The 24,654-nt window shown below is 73.6% G+C and carries 17 protein-coding genes; 8 read left to right on the plus strand and 9 right to left on the minus strand.

Going from position 1 to position 24,654, the window contains the following annotated elements; translation table 11 throughout:
- Window positions 1–8: 8 nt before the first annotated feature.
- On the minus strand, window positions 9–1,382 hold the full coding sequence (gene gdhA, locus AB4880_RS21550) for an NADP-specific glutamate dehydrogenase (RefSeq protein ID WP_367921340.1): 1,374 nt from the start codon (window positions 1,380–1,382) through the stop codon (window positions 9–11).
- A 190-nt stretch (window positions 1,383–1,572) separates the two neighbouring features.
- On the opposite strand from gdhA, the gene AB4880_RS21555 reads away from it, so the two are divergent.
- The gene (locus tag AB4880_RS21555; RefSeq protein ID WP_367921270.1) at window positions 1,573–3,624 is read left to right on the plus strand and encodes a molybdopterin oxidoreductase family protein; all 2,052 of its coding nucleotides are present in this window, start codon (window positions 1,573–1,575) and stop codon (window positions 3,622–3,624) included.
- A gap of 1 nt (window position 3,625) precedes the next feature.
- Here AB4880_RS21555 and AB4880_RS21560 read toward each other — a convergent pair whose 3' ends face one another.
- The 6 genes from AB4880_RS21560 to AB4880_RS21585 form a co-directional block, all read right to left on the minus strand.
- A complete protein-coding gene (locus tag AB4880_RS21560) occupies window positions 3,626–4,372 on the minus strand; it encodes a PIG-L family deacetylase (RefSeq protein ID WP_367921271.1) in 747 nt (248 codons plus the stop codon).
- Between the two features lies 1 nt (window position 4,373).
- Window positions 4,374–6,548, minus strand: a complete 2,175-nt coding sequence (locus AB4880_RS21565; protein WP_367921272.1) for a glycosyltransferase — start codon at window positions 6,546–6,548, stop codon at window positions 4,374–4,376.
- Complete coding sequence (locus tag AB4880_RS21570; protein ID WP_367921273.1) at window positions 6,545–7,324, minus strand: glycosyltransferase; 780 nt, start codon at window positions 7,322–7,324, stop codon at window positions 6,545–6,547. The genes AB4880_RS21565 and AB4880_RS21570 overlap by 4 nt, the downstream gene beginning before the upstream one ends.
- Entirely contained in the window at window positions 7,321–8,805 is a 1,485-nt protein-coding gene (locus tag AB4880_RS21575) for a hypothetical protein (RefSeq protein WP_367921274.1), read from the minus strand. The genes AB4880_RS21570 and AB4880_RS21575 overlap by 4 nt, the downstream gene beginning before the upstream one ends.
- A 90-nt stretch (window positions 8,806–8,895) precedes the next feature.
- Complete coding sequence (locus AB4880_RS21580; RefSeq protein WP_367921275.1) at window positions 8,896–10,392, minus strand: aldehyde dehydrogenase family protein; 1,497 nt, start codon at window positions 10,390–10,392, stop codon at window positions 8,896–8,898.
- 36 nt (window positions 10,393–10,428) lie between these two features.
- On the minus strand, window positions 10,429–11,769 hold the full coding sequence (locus AB4880_RS21585) for an aspartate aminotransferase family protein (protein ID WP_367921276.1): 1,341 nt from the start codon (window positions 11,767–11,769) through the stop codon (window positions 10,429–10,431).
- A gap of 116 nt (window positions 11,770–11,885) precedes the next feature.
- On the opposite strand from AB4880_RS21585, the gene AB4880_RS21590 reads away from it, so the two are divergent.
- From AB4880_RS21590 to AB4880_RS21610, 5 genes are all read left to right on the plus strand, one after another.
- Window positions 11,886–13,481 (plus strand): PucR family transcriptional regulator, encoded by a 1,596-nt coding sequence (locus AB4880_RS21590; protein ID WP_367921277.1) that lies wholly within the window; start codon window positions 11,886–11,888, stop codon window positions 13,479–13,481.
- Window positions 13,482–13,918: 437 nt separating this feature from the next.
- Complete coding sequence (locus AB4880_RS21595; protein WP_367921278.1) at window positions 13,919–15,367, plus strand: FAD-dependent oxidoreductase; 1,449 nt, start codon at window positions 13,919–13,921, stop codon at window positions 15,365–15,367.
- On the plus strand, window positions 15,367–18,159 hold the full coding sequence (gene nirB, locus AB4880_RS21600; RefSeq protein ID WP_367921279.1) for a nitrite reductase large subunit NirB: 2,793 nt from the start codon (window positions 15,367–15,369) through the stop codon (window positions 18,157–18,159). Before AB4880_RS21595 ends, nirB begins: the two co-directional genes overlap by 1 nt.
- Entirely contained in the window at window positions 18,156–19,268 is a 1,113-nt protein-coding gene (locus AB4880_RS21605) for a uroporphyrinogen-III synthase (protein ID WP_367921280.1), read from the plus strand. Before nirB ends, AB4880_RS21605 begins: the two co-directional genes overlap by 4 nt.
- The gene (locus tag AB4880_RS21610; RefSeq protein ID WP_367921281.1) at window positions 19,265–20,038 is read left to right on the plus strand and encodes a sirohydrochlorin chelatase; all 774 of its coding nucleotides are present in this window, start codon (window positions 19,265–19,267) and stop codon (window positions 20,036–20,038) included. The genes AB4880_RS21605 and AB4880_RS21610 overlap by 4 nt, the downstream gene beginning before the upstream one ends.
- 9 nt (window positions 20,039–20,047) lie before the next feature.
- Here the strand turns inward: AB4880_RS21610 and AB4880_RS21615 are convergent, their stop codons facing one another.
- Entirely contained in the window at window positions 20,048–20,494 is a 447-nt protein-coding gene (locus AB4880_RS21615) for a MarR family winged helix-turn-helix transcriptional regulator (RefSeq protein ID WP_367921282.1), read from the minus strand.
- Between the two features lie 216 nt (window positions 20,495–20,710).
- Here AB4880_RS21615 and AB4880_RS21620 point away from each other — a divergent pair, with 216 nt between their 5' ends.
- Both AB4880_RS21620 and AB4880_RS21625 read left to right on the plus strand, forming a co-directional pair.
- The gene (locus AB4880_RS21620) at window positions 20,711–21,910 is read left to right on the plus strand and encodes an MFS transporter (RefSeq protein ID WP_367921283.1); all 1,200 of its coding nucleotides are present in this window, start codon (window positions 20,711–20,713) and stop codon (window positions 21,908–21,910) included.
- Between the two features lie 55 nt (window positions 21,911–21,965).
- A complete protein-coding gene (locus AB4880_RS21625) occupies window positions 21,966–22,745 on the plus strand; it encodes an aldo/keto reductase (RefSeq protein ID WP_367921341.1) in 780 nt (259 codons plus the stop codon).
- Between the two features lie 98 nt (window positions 22,746–22,843).
- Here AB4880_RS21625 and AB4880_RS21630 read toward each other — a convergent pair whose 3' ends face one another.
- Window positions 22,844–24,619 (minus strand): DUF3352 domain-containing protein, encoded by a 1,776-nt coding sequence (locus AB4880_RS21630; protein WP_367921284.1) that lies wholly within the window; start codon window positions 24,617–24,619, stop codon window positions 22,844–22,846.
- Window positions 24,620–24,654: the final 35 nt, after the last annotated feature.

Raw genomic sequence — 24,654 nt, forward strand, 5'->3', positions numbered from 1 at the left:
GACGCGACTCAGATGACGCCGAGCGCCAGCATCGCGTCGGCCACCTGGATGAAGCCCGCGATATTGGCGCCGGCGACGTAGTTGCCCGGAGCGCCGTAGGCGTCGGCGGTGGCGAGGCAGCGGTCGTGGATGCCGACCATGATCTCCTCGAGGCGCGCCTCGGTGTGGGCGAAGGTCCACGAGTCGCGGGAGGCGTTCTGCTGCATCTCCAGGGCGCTGGTCGCGACCCCGCCGGCGTTGGCGGCCTTGCCGGGTGCGAAGGCGACGCCGGCGTCGGCGAAGACCTTCACCGCCGCCGGGGTGCACGGCATGTTGGCGCCCTCGGCGACGACGGTGCAGCCGTTGCGGACCAGGGCGAGCGCGTGGTCGCCGTCCAGCTCGTTCTGGGTGGCGCAGGGGAGCGCGATGTCGCAGGGCACGTCCCACACGGAGCCCGCGGGGCTGCCGGAGCTGCCGGAGCTGCCGGTGCCGGTCGCGACGAAGCGGGCCGACTCGCGCGCCTCGGCGTACGCCGACAGCCGCTCGCGGCGGACCTCCTTGACCTCCTTGAGCAGGTCGAGGTCGAGGCCCTTCTCGTCGACGACATAGCCGCTGGAGTCGGAGCAGGCGACCACGGTGGCGCCGAGCTCGGCGGCCTTCTCGGCGGCGTAGATCGCGACATTGCCGGAGCCCGAGACGACGACCGTCTTGCCCGCGAAGGAGCTCTTGCGGGCCTTGAGGATCTCGTTGGCGAAGTAGACCGTGCCGTAGCCGGTGGCCTCGGTGCGCACCAGCGAGCCGCCCCAGCCGATGCCCTTGCCGGTGAGGACGCCGGACTCGTAGCGGTTGGTGATCCGCTTGTACTGCCCGAACAGGTAGCCGATCTCGCGGCCGCCGACGCCGATGTCGCCGGCGGGGACGTCGGTGTACTCGCCGATGTGGCGGTAGAGCTCGGTCATGAACGACTGGCAGAAGCGCATGATCTCGGCGTCGCTGCGGCCCTTCGGGTCGAAGTCCGAGCCGCCCTTGCCACCGCCGATCGGCATGCCGGTGAGCGCGTTCTTGAAGATCTGCTCGAAGCCGAGAAACTTCACGATGCCCAGGTAGACCGACGGGTGGAACCGCAGCCCGCCCTTGTAGGGCCCGAGCGCGGAGTTGAACTCGACCCGGAAGCCGCGGTTGAGCTGCACCTGGCCCGCGTCGTCGACCCACGGCACCCGGAAGATGATCTGCCGCTCCGGCTCGCAGACCCGGCGGATGATCGCCGCGTCGGTGTACTCGGGGTGGCGCGCGACGACCGGTCCCAGGCTGTCGAGCAGCTCGCGAGCCGCCTGGTGGAACTCCGTCTCGCCGGGGTTCCGGGCCAGGATCTCGTCGAAGATCGGCTGCAGGGTGGGGTTCAGGTCGTTCACGGGGGGACTCCTTCGGACACGGCCACAGGATGTGGTGGGGTCTCAACGAGAAGGGACACGGTCTCATCCCGGCGCGACCATGGCCGACAGCGGGTCGTCCGGTGAGACCGTGAGGAGACGTTGACGCGGCGGGGCACCCGCTGCTCGCGAACCCGAAATCGGTACGCCGTGCAATGGGTCCATGACCGCGCCGGAGACGCCGAGGGCCACCGAGACCCACTGCCCCTACTGCAGCCTCCAGTGCGGCATGCGGGTGTCGCCGCGCGGGCGCGGCCAGGGCCTGGAGATCGGGGCCTGGGCGGCCTTCCCCGTCAACGAGGGTGCGCTGTGCCGCAAGGGCTGGACGGCGGGCGAGCTGCGCGGCAGCCGGGAGCGGCTCACCTCGCCCCTGGTCCGCGACCGGGCGACCGGCGCGCTGCGCACCGCGGAGTGGGACGAGGCGCTCGACCTGATCGCCGAGCGGCTGCGTGCGGTGCAGGCGGCGCACGGTCCCGACGGCGTCGCCGTCTTCGGCGGCGGCGGGCTCACCAACGAGAAGGCGTACCAGCTCGGCAAGCTCGCCCGGGTCGCGCTCGGCACCAGCCAGATCGACTACAACGGCCGCTGGTGCATGAGCTCCGCGGCGAGCGCGGGCAACCAGGCGTTCGGCATCGACCGCGGGCTGCCGTTCCCGCTGGCCGACGTCGAGCAGGCGGACGTCGTCGTCCTGGTCGGCTCCAACCTCGCCGAGACCATGCCTCCGGCCGCCCGGCATCTCGACCGGCTCCGCGAGCGCGGTGGCCGGCTCGTGGTGATCGACCCGCGGATCACGCCGACCGCCGAGCGGGCCGACCTCGCCCTGCAGCCGGTGCCGGGCACCGACCTCGCGCTCGCGCTGGGAGTGCTGCACCTGCTCGACGCGCAGGGCGCGGTCGACGAGGAGTACGTCGCCGCGCGGACCACTGGCTTCGACGCCGTACGACGCTCGGTGGCGGCGTGGTGGCCCGAGCGCGTCGAGCGGGTCACCGGGATCGCCACCGACGAGCTGCGCGCCCTCGTCGCCGTCCTCGCCGGCGCCGACCGGGTGATCGTGCTGACCGCCCGCGGCCCCGAGCAGCACGCGCAGGGCACGGCGACCGTCCTCGCCTGGATCAATGTCGCCCTTGCGCTCGGCATGCCCGGGCGCCCGTACGCCGGCTACGGCTGCCTGACCGGCCAGGGCAACGGCCAGGGCGGGCGCGAGCACGGCCAGAAGGCCGACCAGCTGCCCGGCTACCGGATGATCGACGACCCCGACGCGCGGGCGCACGTGGCGGCGGTGTGGGGCGTCGACCCGGAGTCGCTGCCGGGCAAGGGGCGCTCGGCCTACGAGCTGCTCGACTCCCTCGGCCAGGACGGCGGCGCGCGGGCGCTCCTCGTCTTCGGCTCCAATGTCGTCGTCTCCGCGCCGAACGCCACGCACGTCACCGAGCGGCTGGAGGCCCTCGACCTGCTCGTGGTCTGCGACCTGGTGATGTCCGAGACGGCGGCGCTCGCCGACGTGGTGCTGCCGGTCACCCAGTGGGCGGAGGAGACCGGCACGATGACCAACCTGGAGGGGCGGGTGATCCTGCGCCGGCAGGCGGTTGCGCCGCCGCGGGGCGTGCGCAGCGACCTCGACGTGATCGCCGGGATCGCGGAGCGGATGGGCGCGCCGGTGCCCTTCGCGACCGACCCCGAGGAGGTCTTCGCCGAGCTGGGCCGGGCGTCCGCGGGCGGACGGGCCGACTACTCCGGCATCAGCTATGACCGGATCACCGCCGAGCAGGGGGTGTTCTGGGGAGCGGAGCGGATGTTCGCCGACGGCTTCGCGACGCCCGACGGGCGGGCGCGGTTCGTGGTGACGGACTTCGTGGGCGCGGCCGAGCAGCCGGACGCGTCGTACCCGGTGCACCTGACGACCGGGCGGGTGCTCGCGCAGTACCAGTCCGGCGCGCAGACCCGGCGGATCCGCTCGCTGCCCGACGAGGGCGCCTTCGTGGAGCTGCACCCGATGCTCGCCGACCGGATCGGCGCGCGCGACGGCGAGCCGGTCGTCGTCCGCACCCGGCGGGGCGAGCTGAGGGCACCGGCGCGGGTGGTCGCCAGCATCCGCCCCGACACCGTGTTCGTGCCCTTCCACTGGGTCGGCGCCAACCGGCTCACCAACGACGCCCTCGACCCGTCGAGCCGGATGCCGGAGTTCAAGGTCTGCGCCGCCCAGGTGGTGGTCTGAGTCAGGGCACCTGCAGGAACCACTCCACGCCGAGCAGCCGCCGGGCCAGCGGCCGCGGCAGCGCGAGCAGGATCCGCAAGGTGCGGACGCCGCCGCCGGCCTGCGAGGCGTGCGCGGCCAGGGCCGCGCGCTTGGCCGCCAGCCGGTCGCGGACGTCGACCCGCAGGAGCGCCGGGCCGCGGGGCGAGTAGATGTCGTCGCCGGGGATGGTCAGCCCCGGGAGCAGCCGGGCGAGCGGCCGCAGCACGCGGAACAGCCGGACCAGCCAGGTGCGGTCGAGGGTGGCCTCGAGCAGCAGGGGACGCCGTACGGCGAGCGGCTGGGCCGCCCGTGCGATCCGGTGCACCTGCACGTGGTCGGGGTGCCCGTAGCCGCCGCGCGCGTCGTACCCGGTGAGGAGGTCGGCGTTCTCCTCGTCGAGCAGCGCGGCGACGGCCCGGGCGGCCTCGGAGACGTCCGCATCGGCGAGACGTCCGGGGCCGTCGGTGGGGGCGTCGGCCATGCCGGAGTCGGCGTAGCCGAGCCAGACGACGCGCGCGGCGCCGAGCGCGCGGGCGGCGGTGGCCGCCCCGTCGCGGCGGGTGCGGCCGAGCCCGTCGCGCAGGGCCGCGTCGGCCAGCCCGGCGTCGCCGTCGGTCGCGAACGCCAGCACCACGCGGTCACCGGCGGCCGAGCGCTGGGCCAGCCAGCCGCCGGTCAGCAGCGCCTCGTCGTCGGGATGCGCGTGCAGGGCGAGGATGGTGGCCACCTCAGCTGCTCACCACGACCGCAGCCGGTACGGCGGCGGGCTCGGACGCCGGAGCGACGGCGACCGCGCAGTCGGCGGCGGCGCGATAGAGCGCGTCCGTGCGGGTCAGGGCGTCGGCCCAGCCGAACCGCGGCGCGACCCGGCGGTTGTGGGCGGTGATCCGCTCGCGCAGCTCGTCGTGCTGGATCAGCTCGGCCATCGCGACCGCCATCTCGGTGTCGTCGGCGACGAGCAGGCCGTCGATCCGGTCGCGGACGAACTCGCCCACGCCGCTGCTCCGGAAGGCAACGACCGGCAGGCCGGCGCAGCGGGCCTCGAGCGCGGCGATGCCGAACGACTCCTTGGGTGCGGGGGCGACGTAGAGCGACGCGGTGCGCAGCACGTCGAGGACCTCGGAGCGCCCGACGCGGCCGGTGATCTCGACGCAGTCGCCGAGCCCCTTGCGCCGGACCGCCCGCTCGAACCGGCCGCGCAGCGGGCCGTCGCCGACGACGACCAGCCGGACGTCGCGGTGCGGGGTGAGGCGGCGGACCTCCTCCATCATCCGGAGCAGCTGGATCGGGCGCTTGCGCGGCATCAGGCGCATCACGCTGACCACGACGGCCGGGGCGTCGCCCGTCCGCACGGCGGGAGGCGAGGAAGGCTGGGCGCGCCAGCGCTCGACGTCGACCGCGTCGGGCAGCACCGCGACGTCCGCGCCGCCGAGCGCCCGGCTGCACACCGCCGCGGCGGCCTGGCTGACGGCCGACCAGGCGACCGGCCAGCCGCGCAGTCCGGCACGGGCCGCGAGCCGGCCGATGCCGCCGGCACCCGACCACAGCGAGTGGACGGTGACGAGGGTGGGCACGCCCGCCGAGGCGGCGGAGCGCGCGACGGTCAGGCCGTACGGCGAGAACACCGACACGTGGACGTGGACGGCGTCGTAGGTGCGGACGGCGCGGCGGGCCTGGCGCAGCGGAAGCCGTCGTACCCAGGCGGGGTCGTCGCCCTGGCCGCGGGTCGGCGTGAGCACGTCGGCCTCGAGCCCGGCGCCGCGCTGGTGGCGGACCAGGTCGTCGACGTGGGTCTCGATGCCGCCGAGGCGGGGCAGGAAGACGTCGGTGACGTGGGCGACGCGGTGGATGGTGCCGGTGCGGGTGCGGAAGTCGGGCGCCAGCGCGCGGCGCGACTTGCGCCGCTGGCCGAGCAGCCAGAGGCCGAGCGTGCCGCCGCCGACGGGGATCTCGACCACGAAGACGAAGATCCGGTAGAGCACGACCGCCGCGGCCACGCCGGCCGGGTCGCCGCCCAGCGCGAGCAGGATGCCGGCCAGGCCGAGGTCGGCGAGGCCCACGCCGCCGGGCGTGAAGGGGACGATGGTGAGCAGCCGCTCGACCGCGAAGCCGGCGATCACCTCGGGGACGCTGGTGCCGGCGCCGGTGAGGTGGAGGCAGAGGCCCAGCAGCAGGCACTGCAGCGCGACATAGCCGGTGATGCCGACCGACATCCGCAGCCAGCCGCGGGCGACGAGCGTCGCGCACTCATGGCGTACGTCGTGCAGCGCCGCCGTGATCCGCAACGGTCGGTCCCGCCGTACCAGCCGCAGCCCCGCGTGGACGATGCGCTCGAGCCACCGGCCGAGGAACTCCGCGCCGTGGGGCGTGGCGAGCAGGCCGCCGGCGACCGCCACCAGCGCGACGAAGCCGCCGGTGGCGACCAGCGCGGTGGTGCGCAGCGAGGGCATCACGTCCTCGCCCGCGCGGGTGAGCGCGAGGACGCCGACGACGGGCAGCAGCAGCTTGGCGCCGACGTCCCACAGGTTCGTGAGGAAGGTGTAGCCCGCGAAGGAGCGGACGTTGATGCCCCAGGCGCGCATCATCCGGCGATTGAGCTCGACACCGGCGGCGCCGCCGAGCGGCACCACGTTGGCGACGGCGCTGCCCGTGACGTTGAGCGTCAGCGCACGACGCCGGGTCAGGCTGGGGGCGGCGGCTGTCAGCACGAACGAGTGCACGAACAGGCCGAGCAGCCACACGCCCACGAGCCCCAGGACGGCCGGCAGCGGGATGCTCAGCAGCACCGGCAAGACACCCCCCCAGGGCACCTTGACGACGTGCGGCACCACGACGCCCACCAGGACCAGCGCGAGCACCCACGACGCGGCGAACCGCAGCCGTGCCCAGCCTCGGGAGCTCACGCGGACCTCAGGGATCGGGCGGACCGGGCATTGCGCTCACGGATCTCGGCCATCCGCCACCGGGCGATCAGGACGACCGCCTCCCGCGCCACGTCGGCGCTCATCTTGGAGGCCCCGGCCGTGCGCTCGGTGAACGTGATGGGGTGCTCGGCGACCCGGAGCCCCAGCCGCTCGGCGTGCCAGGTGTTCTCGACCTGGAAGCCGTAGCCGTTGGACTCGGTGTCGAGGACGCCGCACTCCAGCAGCCCGTCGACGCGCCACGCACGGAAGCCCGAGGTGGTGTCGCGGGTGCGCAGCCGCAGCGTCTGCCGCGCGTACAGATTGGCTGCCCAGGAGAGTGCCCGGCGCCGCGCCGGCCAGTTCTCCGTGGCGCCCCCAGAGACATAACGTGAGCCGACCACCAGATCATTGTCGCGCAGCAGCGCCAGCATGGGCGGGATTGTCTCCACCGGGTGCGATCCGTCGGCGTCGAGCTGGACGACGATGTCGTAGCGATGGCGTACCGCCCACGCGAAGCCGGCGCGGTACGCCGAGCCCAGTCCGCCCTTGCCCTCGCGCTCGAGCAGCCGGATCCAGGTGGGGTGCCCCGGGTGCTCGCGGACCACGTCCGCGGTGCCGTCGGGGCTGCCGTCGTCGACGACGAGGACGTCGAGCAGCACCCCGCGCCGGGTCGCCGTCGCCGCGCGGATCGCGGCGATCCGGTCGAGGAGGACGGGCACGGTGGCGGACTCGTCGTACGTCGGGACGACGAGGAGGCCGCGGGCGGTGGTGTTCATCGGTGCTCCCAGACGTGCAGGCCGCCGTACCGGACCTGGTCGGTGTAGTGCTGGTCGAGGTACTGCTGCGCCCGGGTCGCGTCGAGCCCCCACGAGGCGACGCCGTTGCCGGCGACGACCACCCAGCGCGGGGCGTCGGGCCCGGAGAGGACCTGGGTGAAGGCGGTCAGGTGAGGGTCGCGGACGCGGACCGGCAGGCTCCACAGTTGGGGATAGGGGCTCTGCAGCCCGCTGCCCGCCACGATGTTCGGGTGCCCGAAGGCCACGACGACGCCGTCGCCCGGCGCTGCGTGCGCGCGCAGGTAGGTCTCGACCTGGGCGTCGGCCGAGACCGTCGGGGCGCTGAGGGCCAGCTGGGTCCAGGCGATCGTGGTCGACAGCGCGGTGACGGCGAGGCACGCGGCGAGCAGGTGGCGGGCGCGTCCGGCCGGACGGGCGAGAGCGACGAGCAGAACGAGACCAGGCACCAGGCCGGTCAGGTAGTGCATCCAGTAGCTCCCGCCCGCCGCCACGCCCACCAGCTCCCAGGCCACGAGGGCCATCGCGGCCGCTGGGAGGGCTCGTTCGGGCGTGGGTCGGAGCACCCGGCGCAGGACCGGGACGACGGTGGCGACGAGGACGAGTGCGGCGCCGCTCGTCACGAAGGCCTGCGCCACATGGCTCATCCGCTGCGGTGTCGACGAGGAGGCGGACGTGCTGATCACGGCGGAGGCGTGGATCCGGAAGACCACCACCGCGTCCCAGAGGCCGGCCGGAGTGGTGCCGAGAGCGGCGGCGGAGGCCAGCGCCCCCGCCAGGACGGAAATCGCGCCGCCTGCGAGCCCGGCGAGCAGCCGCCGGCGCTGCGGCGACAGCAGCGCCAGGACGAGTCCGAAGACGAGCGCGTCGGCGAGGCTCTGCTTGATCAGCATCGCGGTCATGCCGGCGGCGCCCGCGCCCGCCGCCCAGGCGAGGGTACGGCGACCGGTCGGCGCCTCCAGTGCTCGCACCGCCGCCCACAGGCCCAGCAGGACGAAGGGGACCGCCAGCACCTCGCCGTTGGTCTCCGGCATGCCGAACAGCGGCGTCGTCAGCAGCGCGCCCGCGAGCACCGGTGCGCCGACGATCGTCCAGCCTGGCCGCTCGATCTGCAGGCGGCTCGCGACCGCAGCGGCCAGGACGCCGGCGAGCACGACCGCGGCGCCCGCCGCCATCACGCCGAGAAGTCGCACCCCGGGGGCGGTGAGCCCACCCGCCGGGGTGGTGACCGGCATGAGGTGAGCGCCCAGCCGGTACAACCAGAGCAGAACGGGCGGTCGGTCGACCCAGTAGTTCCCGTAGAGGGACGTGCCGTGGCCCCATTCCCGCCCCAGCATGAGGAATCCGGCCTCGTCCGCCGTCAGCGGCTGGGTCAGGAAGGGGGCCCAGGCCAGGACGGTGACCACCGCGGCGACGTACGTCACGGGGGAGACCCGGACGCGCCGGGGGCCTGGACTCAGCACGTGACGACGCTAGGTCGCCCCGCATGAAGGAACCATGAAACCGCCGGTCAGCGGCTCGGGCGCGGGCCGGCGTCCAAGCCGGTCACGGCGTCAGGAGCCCAGCCGGACGTTGATCTGCTTGGTCTGGGTGAAGCCGGCGATCATGCCCTCCAGCGACACCTCGCGGCCGATGCCGCTCTGCTTGTAGCCGCCGTAGGCCTGGCCGACCATCTGGCCGCCGCCCTGGTTGACCTGGACCCACCCGGCCTCGAGCCGGTGCGCGGTGTCGAGCGCCTGGTTGACGTCCTGGCTCCACACGTACGCCGCCAGGCCGTACGCCGAGTCGTTCGCCATCCGGATGACCTCGTCGGTGTCGGTGAACGGGATCGCCATCACGACCGGACCGAAGATCTCCTCGCGGGAGAGCCGGAAGGAGTTGTCGGCGCCGGAGAACACGGTGGGCACGTGGTAGAAGCCCTCGGCCAGCGGCCCGGTGGTCGGCGGGGTGCCGCCGAGCTCGAGGGTGAGCGCCGGGTTGGCGAGGCCCTCGTCGAGGAAGCCCTGCACCGAGCCGTACTGGACCTCGTTGATGACGGCGCCGATGTCGGACGCCTCGTCGAGCGGGTTGCCGACGGTGAGCGACCCGAGCCGGGCGACCAGCTTCTCCAGCACCTCGTCGTGGACGTCGCGGTGCAGGAAGAGCCGCGAGCCGGCGGTGCAGCTCTGGCCCTGGCGGTGCACGCGCGAGGAGAGCAGCAGGCCCTCGATCAGCTCGTCGGTGACGGCGCCCGGGAACACGATCGACGGGTTCTTGCCGCCGAGCTCGAGGGAGACGTGGGCGAGCCGGTCGCCAGCCTGGCGGGCGATGTGGCGGCCCACCTCGGTCGAGCCGGTGAAGGAGACCTTGTCGACGCCCGGGTGCTCGACCAGCGCGGCGCCGGCGGTCTCGCCCTCGCCGGTGACGACATTGAGCACGCCGTCCGGCAGGAGCTCCTGGCAGATCTCCGCGAGGAGCAGGATCGACAGCGGTGCGTCCTCGGCCGCCTTGAGGACGACGGCGTTGCCGGCGGCGAGCGCGGCCGGGACCTTGAAGCCGGCGATCATCAGCGGCGAGTTCCACGGCAGGATGCCGCCGACGACGCCGAGCGGCTCCTGGCGGGTGTACTGCAGCTGCGACGAGCCGGCCGGGAGCGTGGTGCCCTTGACCTCGCCGGCGACGCCGCCGAAGTAGCGGAAGAGGTCGGCGAGGGTCTTCGCCTCGGGGCGAGCCTGGGTGCGCAGCGCGTTGCCGGTGTCGGCCGCGGTGATCTGCGCCAGGTCCTCGGCGCGCGCATCGATCGCGTCGGCGATCGTGAGCAGCACCCGCTGGCGGCCGGTGAAGTGCTGGTCGCGCCAGGCCGGGAAGGCGGCGCGCGCGGCGCGCACCGCGCGGTCGACGTCCTCCTTGTCGCCGCTCGGCACCTGGGCCAGCACCTCGCCGTGGCGGCCGGGGCTGAGCACCTCGCGCCAGGCGCCGGTGACGCTCTCGACCCACTGGCCGCCGATCAGCATCAGCTTCTTCGGGGCGGTGCTGGCGGTGCTCGTGGGGGCGTTCAGGGTCTGGGTCATCGTCGAGTCCTTGAGGTGGTCTGCGGGGAAGGGGGATCAGGCGCCGTGGGCCTCGGCGAGGGCCTGGTCGAGGATCGCCAGCCCCTCCTTGGCCTCCTCCGCCGTGATGGTCAGCGGCGGGACGACGTGGATGCGGTTGAAGTTGGCGAACGGGATCAGGCCGCGGCGGGTGCAGCCGGCGATGATCGCGGCCATCTCGGGGCTCGACCCGCCGTACGGCGCCAGGGGCTCGCGGGTCTCCTGGTCGCGGACCAGCTCGATCGCCCAGAAGGCGCCGGTGCCGCGCACCTCGCCGATCCACGGGTGCCGGGCGGCGAGGTCGCGCAGGGCCGGGCCGAGGACGTCGCGGCCGAGGACGTCGGCCTGCTCGACGATGCCCTCGTCCTCCATCGTCTCGATGGTGGCGACGGCCGCGGCGCAGGCGAGCGGGTGGCCGGAGTAGGTGAGGCCGCCCGGGTAGGCGCGCGCGGCGAAGGTCCGGTAGATCCGCTCGGAGATCGCGACGCCGCCGAGCGGCACGTAGCCGGAGTTGACGCCCTTGGCGAAGGTCAGCAGGTCGGGGACGACGTCGCCGTGCTCGATGGCGAACCAGCGTCCGGCGCGGCCGAAGCCGGCCATCACCTCGTCGGCGATGAGCACGATGTCGTGGCGGTCGCACAGCTCGCGCACGCGCGCCAGGTAGCCCGCCGGCGGCATCATGATGCCGGCCGTGCCGGGGATCGACTCGAGGATGAGCGCCGCGATCGTCGACGCGCCCTCGAGCGTGATGACCTGCTCGAGGTGGGCGAGCGCGCGCTGGCACTCCTCCTCCTCGGTGGTGGCGGAGAAGGCGCTGCGGTAGAGGAACGGCCCGAAGAAGTGGACGGTGCCGGTCGAGCCGTTGTCGCTGGGCCAGCGGCGCGGGTCGCCGGTCACGTTGACGGCGAGCTGGGTGCCGCCGTGGTAGGAGCGGTAGGTCGACAGCACCTTGTGCTTGCCGGTGTGCAGCCGCGCCATCCGGATCGCGTGCTCGTTGGCGTCGGCGCCGCCGTTGGTGAAGAAGATCCGGTCGAGGTCGCCGGGGGTGTGCGACGCGATCAGCCGGGCGGCCTCGGACCGGGTGCCGTTGGCGTAGCCGGGGGCGATGGTCGCCAGCGTGGCGGCCTGCTCCTGGATCGCAGCGACGATCCGCGGGTGCTGGTGGCCGAGGTTGGTGTAGACGAGCTGGGAGGTGAAGTCGAGCAGCCGGTTGCCCGCGCCGTCCCAGAGGTAGGAGCCCTCCGCCTTGGTGACCACCATCGGGTCGAGCGAGCCCTGCGCCGACCAGGAGTGGAAGACGTGCTCGCGGTCGAGGTCGTAGGCGCGCTGGGCGTCGGCGGTGAGGGCGGCGGAGTTCATGGGCCTCATCCTCCGGCTGGCGAGGGCGGTGGGTGCCCGGCAGAATGTCGGAGTTCGCAGCAGTCGCCGACGATCCGTCGGGTGACTGCGCCCACGTCCACCGAGGGAGGCGCCGCATGGCCGAGCTGACCGTGGCCGACGTCCTGCGGATGCCGATGGTCCGCCAGGCCGGGGCCGAGGTGCTGGCCGGCGCGAGCGGTCTCGACCGCGCCGTGCGGTGGGTGCACTCCGCCGAGGCCGCGGACATCGCGCCGCTGCTGCGCGGCGGCGACCTGCTGCTGAGCACCGGCATCGCGCTGCCCGACTCCGACGACGAGCTGCGCGCCTACGCCAGCAGCCTCGACCAGGGCGACGTCGCCGGCCTGATCATCGAGCTCGGCCGGCGCTGGCAGCGCCTGCCCGACAGCCTCGTCGCCGCCTGCGAGTCGGCCGGCCTGCCGCTCGTCGCGCTCTCCCGGGAGGTCCGGTTCGCGGCGCTCACCCAGCTGATCGGCGAGCGGATCGTCGACGAGCAGCTCGACGAGCTGCGCGAGGCGCAGCGGGTCCACGACACCTTCACCGAGCTGAGCATCACCGAGGCCGGACCGCGCGAGATCCTGGACGCCGTCCAGCGACTCGCCGGCGCGGCCGTCGTCCTCGAGGGCGCGGACCACCAGGTCACCGACTACCGCTCGGGGCCCGACGACATCGGGGAGTTCCTCGCCGACTGGACCGCGCGCTCGCGCGCCGTACGGCTCGACGGGCGCACCACCTGGGACCCGGTCCAGGGCTGGCTGCTCACCCGGCTCGGGCGGCGGGAGCGGCGCTGGGGGCGGCTGGTGATCGCGTGCCCGGCCGAGCCGCCGCAGCGGCTGATCGCCGTCGCCGAGCGGGCGGCCGCGGCGCTGGCGCTGCACCGGCTGCACGAGCGCGACCGCGACAGCCAGGTCCGCCGTACCCATCACGAGCTGCTGCTCGGCCTGCTCAACGACCCGGGCAACGAGGAGATCCACCTGCGCTGCGACCTGGCCGGCCTGCCCACCAAGCGACGGCAGTTCGTGGGCCTGACCATGCGACCGGTGGTCGACGCGAGCGAGTCGGGCCGCTCGGCCGCCCCCGCGCTGGACGAGCTGATCGCGGCCACCGTCCATGCCGCCCACGAGCTCACGCTGCCGCTGCTGATCTGCCAGGCCGACCGCGACGTCCTCGCCCTGCTCTCGCTCGGCGCGACCGCCGACGCGACCGTCCACGTCGACGAGCTCGCCCACCGGGTACGACGCCGCAACGCCGCGATCGTCGGCGCCGGGCGGCCCGTCACCGCCATCACCGACACCGACCAGACCATCAAGGAGAGCACCCACATCGTGCTCTCGGTCCGCACCCCCGACCCCGCGCGGCCCGTGCACCGGCTGGAGGACGTCCACCTGCGCGGCCTGCTCACCCTGCTCGGCGACGACGAGCGGGTCCGGCTGTACGTCGAGCGCGAGCTCAGGGCGCTGCGCGAGCACGACCGGCGCTGGGGCACCGGCCTGGTCGAGGCGCTGCGCGCGCTGGTCGAGCACCCCGGCAGCAAGTCCAGCGCGGCCGCGAGCCTGCACGTCTCGCGCGCGGCCTTCTACGACCGGCTGGCCAAGATCGAGAGCGTCCTCGACGCCCAGCTCGACGACCCGGACATCCGGGTGTCGCTGCACGTCGCCCTGATCGCGGAGGACCTCGCGGGCAGTCGGCCCTGACACCGCCGTCCTGACACCGCCGTCCGGACGCCGCCGGGCGCACGATCGGGGCTCGGTGGGGGTGGGGCGCCGTCCCTTGTAACTCGGTGTTCGGTCATCCACCACGGTGGTCGGGCATCTGCCACGGTCTTGTTACCGGTCATGACCCCCGGGTAGATCCACCGACACCGAGTTACATGACGCCCCGCCCGCGCTCCGCGGTCGCGGTCCCTTTGCGCTCGTGCTCGCTCATCACCACGGTGCTCGCCCGTCCACCACGGTGGTCGGGCATCTGCCACGGTCTCATTACCGGTCATGACCCCCAGGTAGATCCACGGACACCGAGTTACATGGGCGGGTCCCCTCGCGAGGCCGGGCGTGAGGCCGTGAGCAGGAGTTGACCTCGCGGTACGCCGCGACGCCCCCGACCCGAAACGTCGGGAACGTCGAATAGCCACATGACCGGGACCGCAGCCACACGCGTCGTCGTCGTCGGCGCCGGCATGGCGGCGACGCGGCTCGTCGAGGAGCTCGTCGTGCGGGGCGCGACGAGCGTCCTCGCCGTCACCGTGCTCGGCGACGAGCCGGTGGCGCCGTACAACCGGATCCTGCTGTCGGCCGTCCTCGAGGGCGCGCACCGCCCCGACGCGCTGACCCTCCGCTCCCCGCAGTGGTACGCCGACCACGGCGTCACGCTCCGCACCGGCGCCCGTGTGCTCGGCATCGACCGCGAGCGGCGTGACGTGATGCTCGTCGACGGCACCTTGATCGAGTACGACGTGCTGGTGCTCGCCACGGGCAGCATCCCCAGCCTGCCGCCGATCCGTGGACTGGTGCGGCTCGACGGGTCGCTGCACGAGGCGGTTCACGCGTTCCGGTCGCTGGCCGACTGCGAGCGGCTGGTCGCCGCGCTGCCAGGGAGCGGCCGCGCGGTCGTCGTGGGGGGTGGGTTGCTGGGGTTGCAGGTCGCCCGGGCGTTGGGGGTTCGCGGCATCGCGACTGAGATCGTCGAGGGCGCCGAGCACCTGCTGCACCAGCAGATCACCACCGCCGCGGGCCGGATCCTCGCCCGCGACCTGCGCCGCCTCGACGTCGCCGTCTACACCGGCGCCCGCGCGGTCCGGCTGGTCGACGGCCCGGCGCTGCGGCTCGACAACGGGTACACGCTCGACACCGACCTGGTCGTCCTCACCGCCGGCGGGCGCCCGTCGACCGCACTGGCGCGCGGCGCGGGCCTGGAGGTACGACGCGGGATCGTCGTCGACGACCGGCTGGCCAGCGTCACCGACCCCGACGTGTTCGCGCTCGGCGACTGCGCCGAGCACGACCGCCGTACGACGGGTTTCGTGCCGCCCGCCTGGGAGCAGGCCGGCGTCCTCGCGCGCGTCCTCTGCGGCGAGCCCGCCACCTACGACGGCAGCCGGGTCGTCGCGCGGCTGCGCGCCACCGACCTCGACGTCGCGGTCCTCGGCGACGCGGCGCGCGAGCTCGCCGCCGGAGGAGAGGTGGTGGAGGTCGCGAATCCGATCGTCGGCTCGCACCGCCGGCTCGTCGTCCGCGACGGCCGGATCGTCGCCGCGACCCTGGTCGGCGACCTCTCCCGGGTCGGCCTGATCACCCAGCACTTCGACCGGCGGACCGTGCTCGGGCCTGATGAGCCCGGCCGGCTGCTGATGCCGGAGCGGACGGGAGGGGGCGTCGACAGCGCGGTCGCGCTCCTTCCCGACGATGCCGAGGTGTGCGCCTGTGCGGGCGTCACCGCCGGCCGGATCCGCGGCTGCTCCTCGCTGGAGCAGGTCCGCGACACCACCCGCGCGACCACCGGCTGCGGTGGCTGCGCCGGCACCGTCCGCCGCCTGCTCGACAGCGCCGGCGGACCTGCCCTCGCCACGAAAGGACGCCTCTGATGGCTCACCTCCGCAAGCAGCTCGTCGTCGTCGGCCACGGGATGGTCGGCCACCGCTTCGTGCAGGCCGCGATCGAGCGCGGGCTCACCGAGACCCACGACATCACGGTGCTGGGGGAGGAGCCGCGCCCGGCGTACGACCGGGTGGCGCTGACCTCCTTCTTCGAGGTGGGCGCGGAGGCGCTGTCCTTCCTCCCTGACGGTGTGTACGACGACCCGCGGGTCACCCTCCGGCTCTCCACCGAGGTGGCGTCGGTCGACGTGGAGTCGCGCATCGTGACCGCCGCCGACGGCGCCACCTACTCCTACGACGAGCTGGTCCTCGCCACCGGCGCCGCGCCCTTCGTGCCGCCGGTGCCGGGCCGCGAGCTGGGCAACGTGTTCGTCTACCGCACGATCGAGGACCTCGAGGCGATCCGTGCCGCGAGCGCGGGAGCCCGCGCGGGCGCGGTGATCGGCGGCGGACTGCTCGGCCTGGAGGCGGCCAACGCCCTGCACCAGCTGGGCGTCGAGACGCACGTGGTGGAGATGGCGCCCCGGCTGATGGCGGTCCAGGTCGACGACGCCGGCGGCGCCACGCTGAAGCGGCACGTCGAGGAGCTGGGGCTCACCGTCCACACCGGTGTGGTGACCGACGAGATCGTCGGCGCCGAGCGGGTCGAGGGGCTCCGCCTCAAGGACGCCGACACGCTGCCGCTCGACATCGTCGTCTTCTCCGCCGGCATCCGTCCCCGTGACGCGCTCGCCCGCGCGGCCGGCCTCGACGTCGCCGAGCGCGGCGGCGTCCTGGTCGACGAGCAGTGCCGCTCGTCCGACCCGTCCGTCTGGGCGATCGGCGAGTGCGCCGCTCCGGGCGGCCGGATGTACGGCCTGGTCGCGCCCGGCTACGCGATGGCCGAGGTCGTCGTCGACACGCTGCTCGGCGGCGCGGCCGGCGCCTTCACCGGCGCCGACATGTCGACCAAGCTCAAGCTGCTCGGGGTCGACGTCGCCTCCTTCGGCGACGCCTTCGGGACGACGGGCGACGCGCTGGAGCTGGTCTTCGCCGACGCCGTCGCGGGCGTCTACAAGAAGCTGGTCGTCCGCGAGGACGCCACCGGCGGCCATGAGCTGCTCGGCGGCATCCTGGTCGGCGACGCGTCGGCGTACGGCGTGCTGCGGCCGCTCGTCGGCTCCGGGATCCCGCTCCCCGCCAACCCGGAGGAGCTGATCCTCCCGGCCGGGCGCGGCGCCGGCGTCGACCTCGGCCTTCCCGACGAGGCGCAGGTCTGCTCCTGCAACGACGTGTCGAAGGGCGACATCCTCGCCGCCGTCGCCGACGGCGGCACCTGCGACGACGCCGGCTGCGTCACCGCGTGCACGCGCGCGGGCAGCACGTGCGGCTCCTGCAAGCCGATCGTGAAGAAGATCGTCGAGGAGCACTTCGCCGCGGCCGGCAAGGTCGTCGACCGGTCCCTGTGCGAGCACTTCGCGATGAGCCGGCAGGAGCTCTTCGAGATCGTCGCGGTGCACGGCTACAACCGCTTCGACGACATCGTCGCGGGCCACGGCCGCGGCCGCGGCTGCGACATCTGCAAGCCCGCCGTCGCGTCGATCCTGGCCAGCCTCCTCAACCACCACGTGCTCGACGGCAGCAACGCCACCCTGCAGGACACCAACGACGCCTACCTCGCCAACCTGCAGAAGAACGGCACCTACTCCGTCGTCCCACGCATCCCCGGCGGCGAGATCACGCCCGAGTCGCTGATCGTGATCGGTGAGGTGGCCCGCGACTACGGGCTCTACACGAAGATCACCGGCGGCCAGCGGATCGACCTCTTCGGCGCACGGATGGAGGACCTGCCGGCCATCTGGAAGCGGCTCGTCGACGCGGGCATGGAGTCCGGCCACGCCTACGGCAAGTCGCTGCGGACCGTGAAGTCCTGCGTCGGCTCCACCTGGTGCCGGTACGGCGTCCAGGACTCCGTCGCTCTCGCGGTCGAGCTCGAGCTGCGCTACCGCGGCCTGCGCTCGCCCCACAAGATCAAGGGCGGCGTCTCCGGCTGCGCCCGCGAGTGCGCCGAGGCGCGGGGCAAGGACTTCGGCGTCATCGCCACCGAGAAGGGCTGGAACCTGTACGTCGGCGGCAACGGCGGCGCCGTCCCCGCGCATGCGCAGCTGCTCGCCGGCGACATCGACCGCGAGACGCTCGTGCGCTACCTCGACCGCTATCTCATGTACTACATCCGCACTGCTGACCGGCTGCAGCGCACGGCGTCCTGGATCGACGAGATCGGCGGACTGGAGCGGGTTCGCGCGGTCGTCGTCGACGACAGCCTCGGGCTGGCCGACGAGCTGGAGGCGGCGATGGCCCGGCACGTCGACTCCTACTTCGACGAGTGGCGCGCGACCATCGAGGACCCGGTCAAGCTGGCCCGGTTCGTCTCGTTCGTCAACGCGCCCGACGAGCCGGAGATCTGCCGGATCGACCAGATCGCCCGTGAGTCCGGCGTGTCCGCACTCATCGACGGCGAGCCGGTCGCCGTCTTCCGGACCTACGACGACGAGCTGTTCGCGCTCTCCGACGTCGACCCGTACGGCGGCGCCGCCGTCCTCTCCCGTGGCATCGTCGGCACCCGCACGGTCGGCGGCGAGCAGGTGCCCTTCGTCGCGAGCCCGCTGCTCAAGCACCCGTTCGACCTGCGGACCGGCGTCTGCCTCGACGACGCGAGCGTCTCCGTGGCGACGTACGACGTCCGCCTGGTCGACGGCGTTGTGGTCGTCGGCGCCCGGCGCGAGACACTGGCGTCGTGAGCGATCAGCCCCTGGCCGGCTTCCGGATCGGCGTGACCGCGGCGCGGCGCGCGGAGGAGCAGATCGCGCTGCTCGAGCGGCGCGGTGCGACCGTCGTCCATGCGCCGGCGCTGTCGGTCGACCCCAACCGGATCGACGAGGAGGCGCTGCAGGCCGCCACCAAGGAGGTGCTGAGCCGGCCGGTGGACATCTTCGTCGCGACCACCGGCATCGGCATGAAGTCGTGGTTCGGCGCGGCCGAGCGGTGGGGCCGGCTCGACGAGCTGACCGCTCACCTCGGTCAGGCGGAGATCCTGGCCCGCGGGCCGAAGAGCGTCGGCGCGCTGCGGCGGTTCGGGCTGCGCGAGCTGTGGTCGCCGGAGTCGGAGGCCTTCGAGGACGTCCTCGGCCACCTGCGCGGGCGCGACCTGAGCGGCCGCCGGATCGTCGTCCAGGAGCACGGCCAGTCGCTGTCGATGGCCGCCCACGCGCTGCGCCGGCTCGGCGCCGACGTCACCACCGTCGCCGTCTACCGGGTCGAGGGCGCGGCCGACCCCGAGCCGATGTTCGCGATGATCGAGGACATCGCCGAGCGCCGCCTCGACGCCGTCACCTTCACCGCCGCGCCTGCGATCGCCGCGCTGATGGAGGCCGCCGTCACCGCCGGCCACCGCGACGAGGTGGTCAGCGCCTTCCAGGCCGATGTCACCGCGTCCTGCGTCGGACCGGTCACCGCAGCCGCCTTCGAGATGTGGGGTGTGCCCTCGATCTACCCGGAGCGCTCGCGGCTCGCGGCGATGGTCAAGCAGCTCGAGACCGAGCTGCCCTCGCGCGCCAGCGGCACCTCGCTCGAGGTCGCCGGCCACACCCTCCTGCTGCACGGCGACGACGTCCTGCTCGACGGGGCGGAGGTCAAGCTCTCGCCCGCGCCGTACGCCGTGCTGCGCGCGCTGCTCGTCAACCCCGGCACCGTCGTCTCCCGCCGCGACCTGCTCGGGGCGCTGCCCTCGGGCACCGCCGGCTCGGAGCACGCCGTCGAGATGGCCGTGGCCCGGCTGCGCGCCGCTCTCGGCACGCGGTGCGTGCAGACCGTGGTCAAGCGCGGCTACCGACTGGCCGTCGCGACATGAGCGAGAAGATCGACGTGACGTCATTCGCCCCGTGGGTTTGCGCCCGCAGAACGAATGACGTCAGCGACATCGGACACCTGGTCACCGTCGCCCACGGCACCCGCACCGCCGCGGGCAACGAGGTAGCGCGGCTGATCACCCGGGCGGCAGGGGAGCGGCTCGGCCGGCCCGCCACGACGTCGTACGTCGAGCTGTGCGCGCCGCTGTTCGCCGACGTGGTCGGTGGCGCGGTCGCCGCGGCCGCCTCACCGGTCATCGCCGTGCCGCTGCTGCTCTCGACCGGCTACCACCTGCGCGTCGACCTCCCCTCCGCCGTCGCCGCCTCTCCGGCCGCGATCAGCCTCGCCCCGGCCCTCGGCCCGTCGGAACACCTGGCCGCCGCCCAGGCCGACCGGCTGCGCTCCGCCGGCGCCGTACCCGGCCGGCCGGTGGTCATGGTCGCCGCCGGCTCCACCGACGCCCGTGCCCTCGACGACCTCGACCACGCCGTGGCCCTGCTCGCCCGCGCCTGGGGCGCGCCGGTCCGGCTCGCCACGCTGTCGGGCCTCGGGCCGCGCCTCGCGGACGTGGTGCGCGACGGCGACGCCGTGTCGCCGTACCTGCTGGCGACGGGGCACTTCCACCGCCGCGCCCAGGAGGACGCGCTCGCCGCCGGCGCCGGCGTGGTCGCCGATGTCATCGGGCCGCATCCGCGCCTCGTCGAGCTGGTCGTCGAGCGGGCGCGCGCGGCCGTCGTCCGGTGGCGCGAGGGCGTGCGCAGCTCGGCGTGACGCCGGCCGTCAGCTCGCCGCGACCGAGCTGACGAAGTTGACCAGCCCGGCCAGCTCGGGCACCTCACGCGCCTCCTCGAGCGTCGTGCGCAGGACCTCGTCGTGGAGCGGGCGCGCCTTCGTCAGCAGCGCCCGGCCGGCGGGCGTGAGCTCGGTGTAGATGCCGCGCCGGTCGTCGGCGCACAGGATCCGGGTGAGCAGGCCGCGGTTCTCGAGGCGGGTGACCAGGCGCGTGGTCGCCGACGCGGAGAGCGCGGCGGCGCGGGACAGCTGCTGCATCCGCATGTGCCAGCCGTCCTGGCGGCTGAGCGCGTCGAGGACCGTGTACTCGACGATCGACAGCTCGTGCTCGCGCTGCAGCGCCTTGTCGAGCGCGGCCTCGATCATCCCGTGGACGGCGGCCAGCGTGCGCCAGCCCTGCGTGCGGATCTCGACGGCGTCGTCGGCGATGCCCATCGCGTGCCTCCTCCTGGTTGTGCGTCGTACCGGACGCTTCGGTCGCCCCACGGCCGGTTTCGCGACCCGTTCGTCCGGTACGACCGTTCCCGACCGCCCCCAGCATACCCGACTTGCGCAGGTAGTGCGCGTGTGCAACTATCAATACGAAGCGTGTGCAACTAATGCAGACGCTGACTATCGTCACACGCCATTCCTTTCAGGAGCGCACCACTCATGCCTGTCGCACTGCTCGCCCTCGCCATCGGGGGCTTCGGGATCGGCCTGACGGAGTTCGTGATCATGGGCCTGCTGCCCGAGGTCGCGACCGACTTCGCCGTCTCCGAGACCACCGCCGGCTACCTGATCTCCGGCTACGCGCTCAGCGTCGCGGTCGGCGCTGTCGGCCTGACCCTCGCCCTCACCCGGGTGCCGCGCAAGACCGCGCTGCTGGGCCTGATGGTCCTGTTCATCCTCGGCAACCTGGTCTCCGCCATCGCGCCGGACTATCCGACGATGATGGTCGGCCGGGTCATCGCGGCCCTGTGCCACGGCGCCTTCTTCGGCATCGGCTCGGTCGTCGCGGCCCAGCTCGTCGCGCCCGACCGCAAGGCCAGCGCGATCGCGTTCATGTTCGGTGGGCTGACCCTCGCCAACGTCCTCGGCGTCCCGCTCGGCACCCTGCTCGGCCAGGCGGCCGGCTGGCGCTCGACGTTCTGGGCGATCACCGTCATCGGCGTGGCGGCCTTCGTCGGGATCGCCGCGCTGGTGCCGACCGCGCGGGCCGCCGACGCCGCCGGTACGACGAGCCCGCGCACCGAGCTCGCCGCCTTCCGCAGCCCACAGGTGTGGCTGTCGATCGTCCTCACCGTGCTCGGGTACGGCGGCATGTTCGGCGGGTTCACCTACATCGCGTTCACGCTCACCGAGGTCAGCGGCTTCGGGGCGGGCGCCGTGCCGTGGCTGCTCGTCCTGTTCGGCGTCGGCCTCTTCGCCGGCAACCTGCTCGGCGGCCGCGCGGCCGACCGCAACCTGGTCCGCACGCTGCTCGTCGTCCTCACCGCGTTGACCGTCGTCCTCGCCGCCTTCGCGCTGACCGCGAGCAGCAAGCCGGCCACGATCGTGGCGCTGGTGCTCATGGGCGCGGTCGGGTTCGCGACCGTCCCCGGCCTGCAGATGCGGGTCATGCACTACGCCGACCGCGCGCCGACCCTCGCCTCGGGCGCCAATATCGCCGCCTTCAACGTCGGCAACGCCCTCGGCGCCTGGCTCGGCGGCCTCACCCTCGCGGCCGGTCTCGGCTACACCTCCCCGCTGTGGGCCGGCGCCGCCATCACCGCGCTGAGTGTGGTCGTCCTCGTCGTGGCCGCCAAGGCCCGCGGCGGCGAGCTCAGCAGCACCCCCGTCGTCCTCGCCCCGGCGCCCGCCGCGGCCTGAGCCCCGAACCAAGGAGCACCGCGTGCAGCACCTCACCCTCAACAACGGCGTCGTCATGCCCCAGCTGGGCTACGGCGTCTTCCAGGTCCCGAACGACGAGACCGAGGCGGCGGTCAGCGCCGCGCTCGAGGCGGGATACCGCAGCATCGACACCGCGTCGATCTACGGCAACGAGGAGGGCGTCGGCCGCGCCCTCGCCGCGTCGGGCCTCGCCCGCGACGAGCTGTTCGTCACCACCAAGCTCTGGAACAGCGACCACGCCGACGCCGTCGCGGCGTACGACGCCAGCCTCGAGCGGCTCGGTCTCGACCACGTCGACCTCTACCTGATCCACTGGCCGGCGCCGGCCAACGACCGCTACCTCGACGCGTGGGCCGGCCTCGAGAAGCTGTACGCCGACGACCGCGTCCGCGCCATCGGCGTCTCCAACTTCCTGCCCGAGCAGCTGCGCCGGATCACCGACCTCGGCGGCACCGTTCCGGCCGTCAACCAGGTCGAGCTGCACCCCGCGCTCCAGCAGCGCGACGTGATCGCCGCCGACGACGCGCACGGCATCGTCACCGAGGCGTGGAGCCCGCTCGCCCAGGGCGCCGTCCTCGCCGACCCGGCGATCACCGCGATCGCCGAGCGCCTCGGCCGGACCCCGGCCCAGGTCGTGCTGCGCTGGCACCTCCAGCAGGGCCGCGTGGTGATCCCGAAGTCGGTCACGCCGTCGCGCATCGCCGTCAACCTCGACGTCTTCGGGTTCGAGCTGACCGACGGCGACCTGGCTGCGATCGACGGCCTGGAGCGGGACGGCCGCACCGGCCCCCACCCGGCCGAGTTCAACGGCTGAGCCACGGCTGAGCAACGGGGCCGGTCGACCGTCTCACCCGGCAGAACTGCTGTGATTTCGGCGAATTCGCGACCGATTCGCCGGGTGAGACCGTCAGGTCAGCGGTCGAAGGCGACCCGGAGCACCATCCGCTCCCGGTCGCCTTCGCGCGTCATGGCGAGCCCGGCGGTGGCCAGCGGCGCCACGTCGGACGCCTTCAGGTCGCCCGCGGTGATCCGCTTCAGCCAGTCGCCGGCGTCGAAGTCGACGTAGGTGATGGTCGTCGCGCCCTTCGCGTCCGGTACGGCGCCCCGGAACCGGTCGCTGTCGCCGAGCCGCTTCGCGGGCTCGGCCACCTCGTCGACGAAGTCCTGGTCGGCCCCGATCACGATGCCGCCGTCGACCTTCCGCGAGATCACGTGCGCCGCGTCCTTCGTGCCGAGCGCGGCCCGCAGCTTGTCGAGCGCCTTCTCGATCGCGTCGGCGTCGCCGGCGATCCGGATCGCCACCGGCACCTGGTCGCCGTGGCCGGTGAAGGTGTCGGCCAGGCCGGGGCCGGCCACGATCGCGAACCGGTCGCCGCCGAGGGTCTCCAGGTCGGCCAGGGTCAGGCCGGTCGCCTTCTCGAGGGACTTCGCCATCTCCTTCGGTGAGGTCTCCCCGCCGAAGAAGCCCTCGCCGAGCGAGCGCTCCGCCCATCCTTCGGCGAACCGGCCGCCGAACGCCGCGGCCACGTCGTCCGGCAGGTCGGCGAGGACGTCGAGCGCGTCGTCGCCGTCGTACCGGTCGGTGGGCGAGGCCAGCATCGGGTCGCCGATCACCTCCAGCTCGAGGTTGCCGTCGTCGAAGCGGGCCACGCCGCCGATGCCGGAGAACGCCTCGAGCCGGCGCCGCAGCTCCTTCGGCACCTCGAGGTCGAAGGAGTCGTCGTCGAGAGCCGGGCCGCCGTCCGTCTGCTTGTTGAAGTAGGCCTCCCAGTCCTTGTCGAGCTGGGCCTGCTCGGCGGGCGTGAGCTGGTCGTACTTCTCCATCCGCGCGAAGAGGGCCTTCTCCTCGGGCGTCTGCTGCGGCATCGCCTCCATCTCGCCGCTCGGCTCCCCCTCCGCGAGGGAGCTCGGCACCGTGGCCAGGAAGCCGGTGAACCCGCCGAGCGGATCGGTCCACGAGAACATGCTGGGCAGGAAGAACAGCAGGAAGGGGTCGTCGCCGATCGCCTTCAGCGCAGCCTTGCCGGCCTCCGGTGCGGCGTACAGGGTGATCACGCCGGGGTCGCCGGCCGCGCCGGTCAGCTCCTGGAAGTCGGTGTCGTCGGAGAGCGACCGCTTCCGGCCGTCGGCGACCACCCGCTGCGCGACCTTCTCGTTGCGGGCGAGCACGACCCATCCGTCGCCGGTCGCGTAGCCGAGGTCCCCGTCGCACTTCGCGATGATGTCGTCGAGGCCACGCTCGGCCTTGCCGGTGTCGGACGCCTGGACGACGACGACGGCCTCCGGCTTGCCCTGCGGTACGACGGCCAGCGCGGCGCGGTCGCCCGCCCACGGCTCGATGTCGTCGAGGCCGATGTCGCAGCCGCTGTCGTCGCTCACCTTGTCGATCACCGCGCGGCGCAGGTCGTCCTGGCTGCCGATCCCGAGCTGCTTCTCGAGGCTGGGGAACCGGCGCAGCGTGTCGTACGCTGCCAGCTTCTGCCCGCCGGGCGGGTCGAGGTCGAGGCCGACATAGGCCAGGGTGTCGCCCGGGAGCACCTCGGCGGCCTGCGGCCCCTGACCCATCCACTGCTGCCACGCCCACGCGCCGCCGCCCACGACGGCCACGATGCCGAGCGAGCCGGCGGCGATCGCGGCGACCCTCCGGCGCTTGCGGGGGACGGCGGTGACGGGATCGGGGGTGCTCATCGCGACAACCTAGTGCGACAGGTGCTGTCATGTCA

The sequence above is a fragment of the Nocardioides ginsengisoli genome, from assembly GCF_039537225.1.
In the GTDB taxonomy this organism is placed as follows: Bacteria; Actinomycetota; Actinomycetes; order Propionibacteriales; family Nocardioidaceae; genus Nocardioides; species Nocardioides ginsengisoli.

Coding starts and splice junctions, on each gene's coding strand:
- AB4880_RS21630 (WP_367921284.1), bottom strand. CDS start 24,619: ATGAGCACCCCCGATCCCGTCACCGCCGTCCCCCGCAAGCGCCGGAGG.
- AB4880_RS21570 (WP_367921273.1), bottom strand. CDS start 7,324: ATGAACACCACCGCCCGCGGCCTCCTCGTCGTCCCGACGTACGACGAG.
- AB4880_RS21590 (WP_367921277.1), top strand. CDS start 11,886: ATGGCCGAGCTGACCGTGGCCGACGTCCTGCGGATGCCGATGGTCCGC.
- AB4880_RS21625 (WP_367921341.1), top strand. CDS start 21,966: ATGCCCCAGCTGGGCTACGGCGTCTTCCAGGTCCCGAACGACGAGACC.
- AB4880_RS21595 (WP_367921278.1), top strand. CDS start 13,919: ATGACCGGGACCGCAGCCACACGCGTCGTCGTCGTCGGCGCCGGCATG.
- AB4880_RS21585 (WP_367921276.1), bottom strand. CDS start 11,769: ATGAACTCCGCCGCCCTCACCGCCGACGCCCAGCGCGCCTACGACCTC.
- AB4880_RS21615 (WP_367921282.1), bottom strand. CDS start 20,494: ATGGGCATCGCCGACGACGCCGTCGAGATCCGCACGCAGGGCTGGCGC.
- AB4880_RS21620 (WP_367921283.1), top strand. CDS start 20,711: ATGCCTGTCGCACTGCTCGCCCTCGCCATCGGGGGCTTCGGGATCGGC.
- AB4880_RS21610 (WP_367921281.1), top strand. CDS start 19,265: ATGAGCGAGAAGATCGACGTGACGTCATTCGCCCCGTGGGTTTGCGCC.
- AB4880_RS21580 (WP_367921275.1), bottom strand. CDS start 10,392: ATGACCCAGACCCTGAACGCCCCCACGAGCACCGCCAGCACCGCCCCG.
- nirB (WP_367921279.1), top strand. CDS start 15,367: ATGGCTCACCTCCGCAAGCAGCTCGTCGTCGTCGGCCACGGGATGGTC.
- AB4880_RS21555 (WP_367921270.1), top strand. CDS start 1,573: ATGACCGCGCCGGAGACGCCGAGGGCCACCGAGACCCACTGCCCCTAC.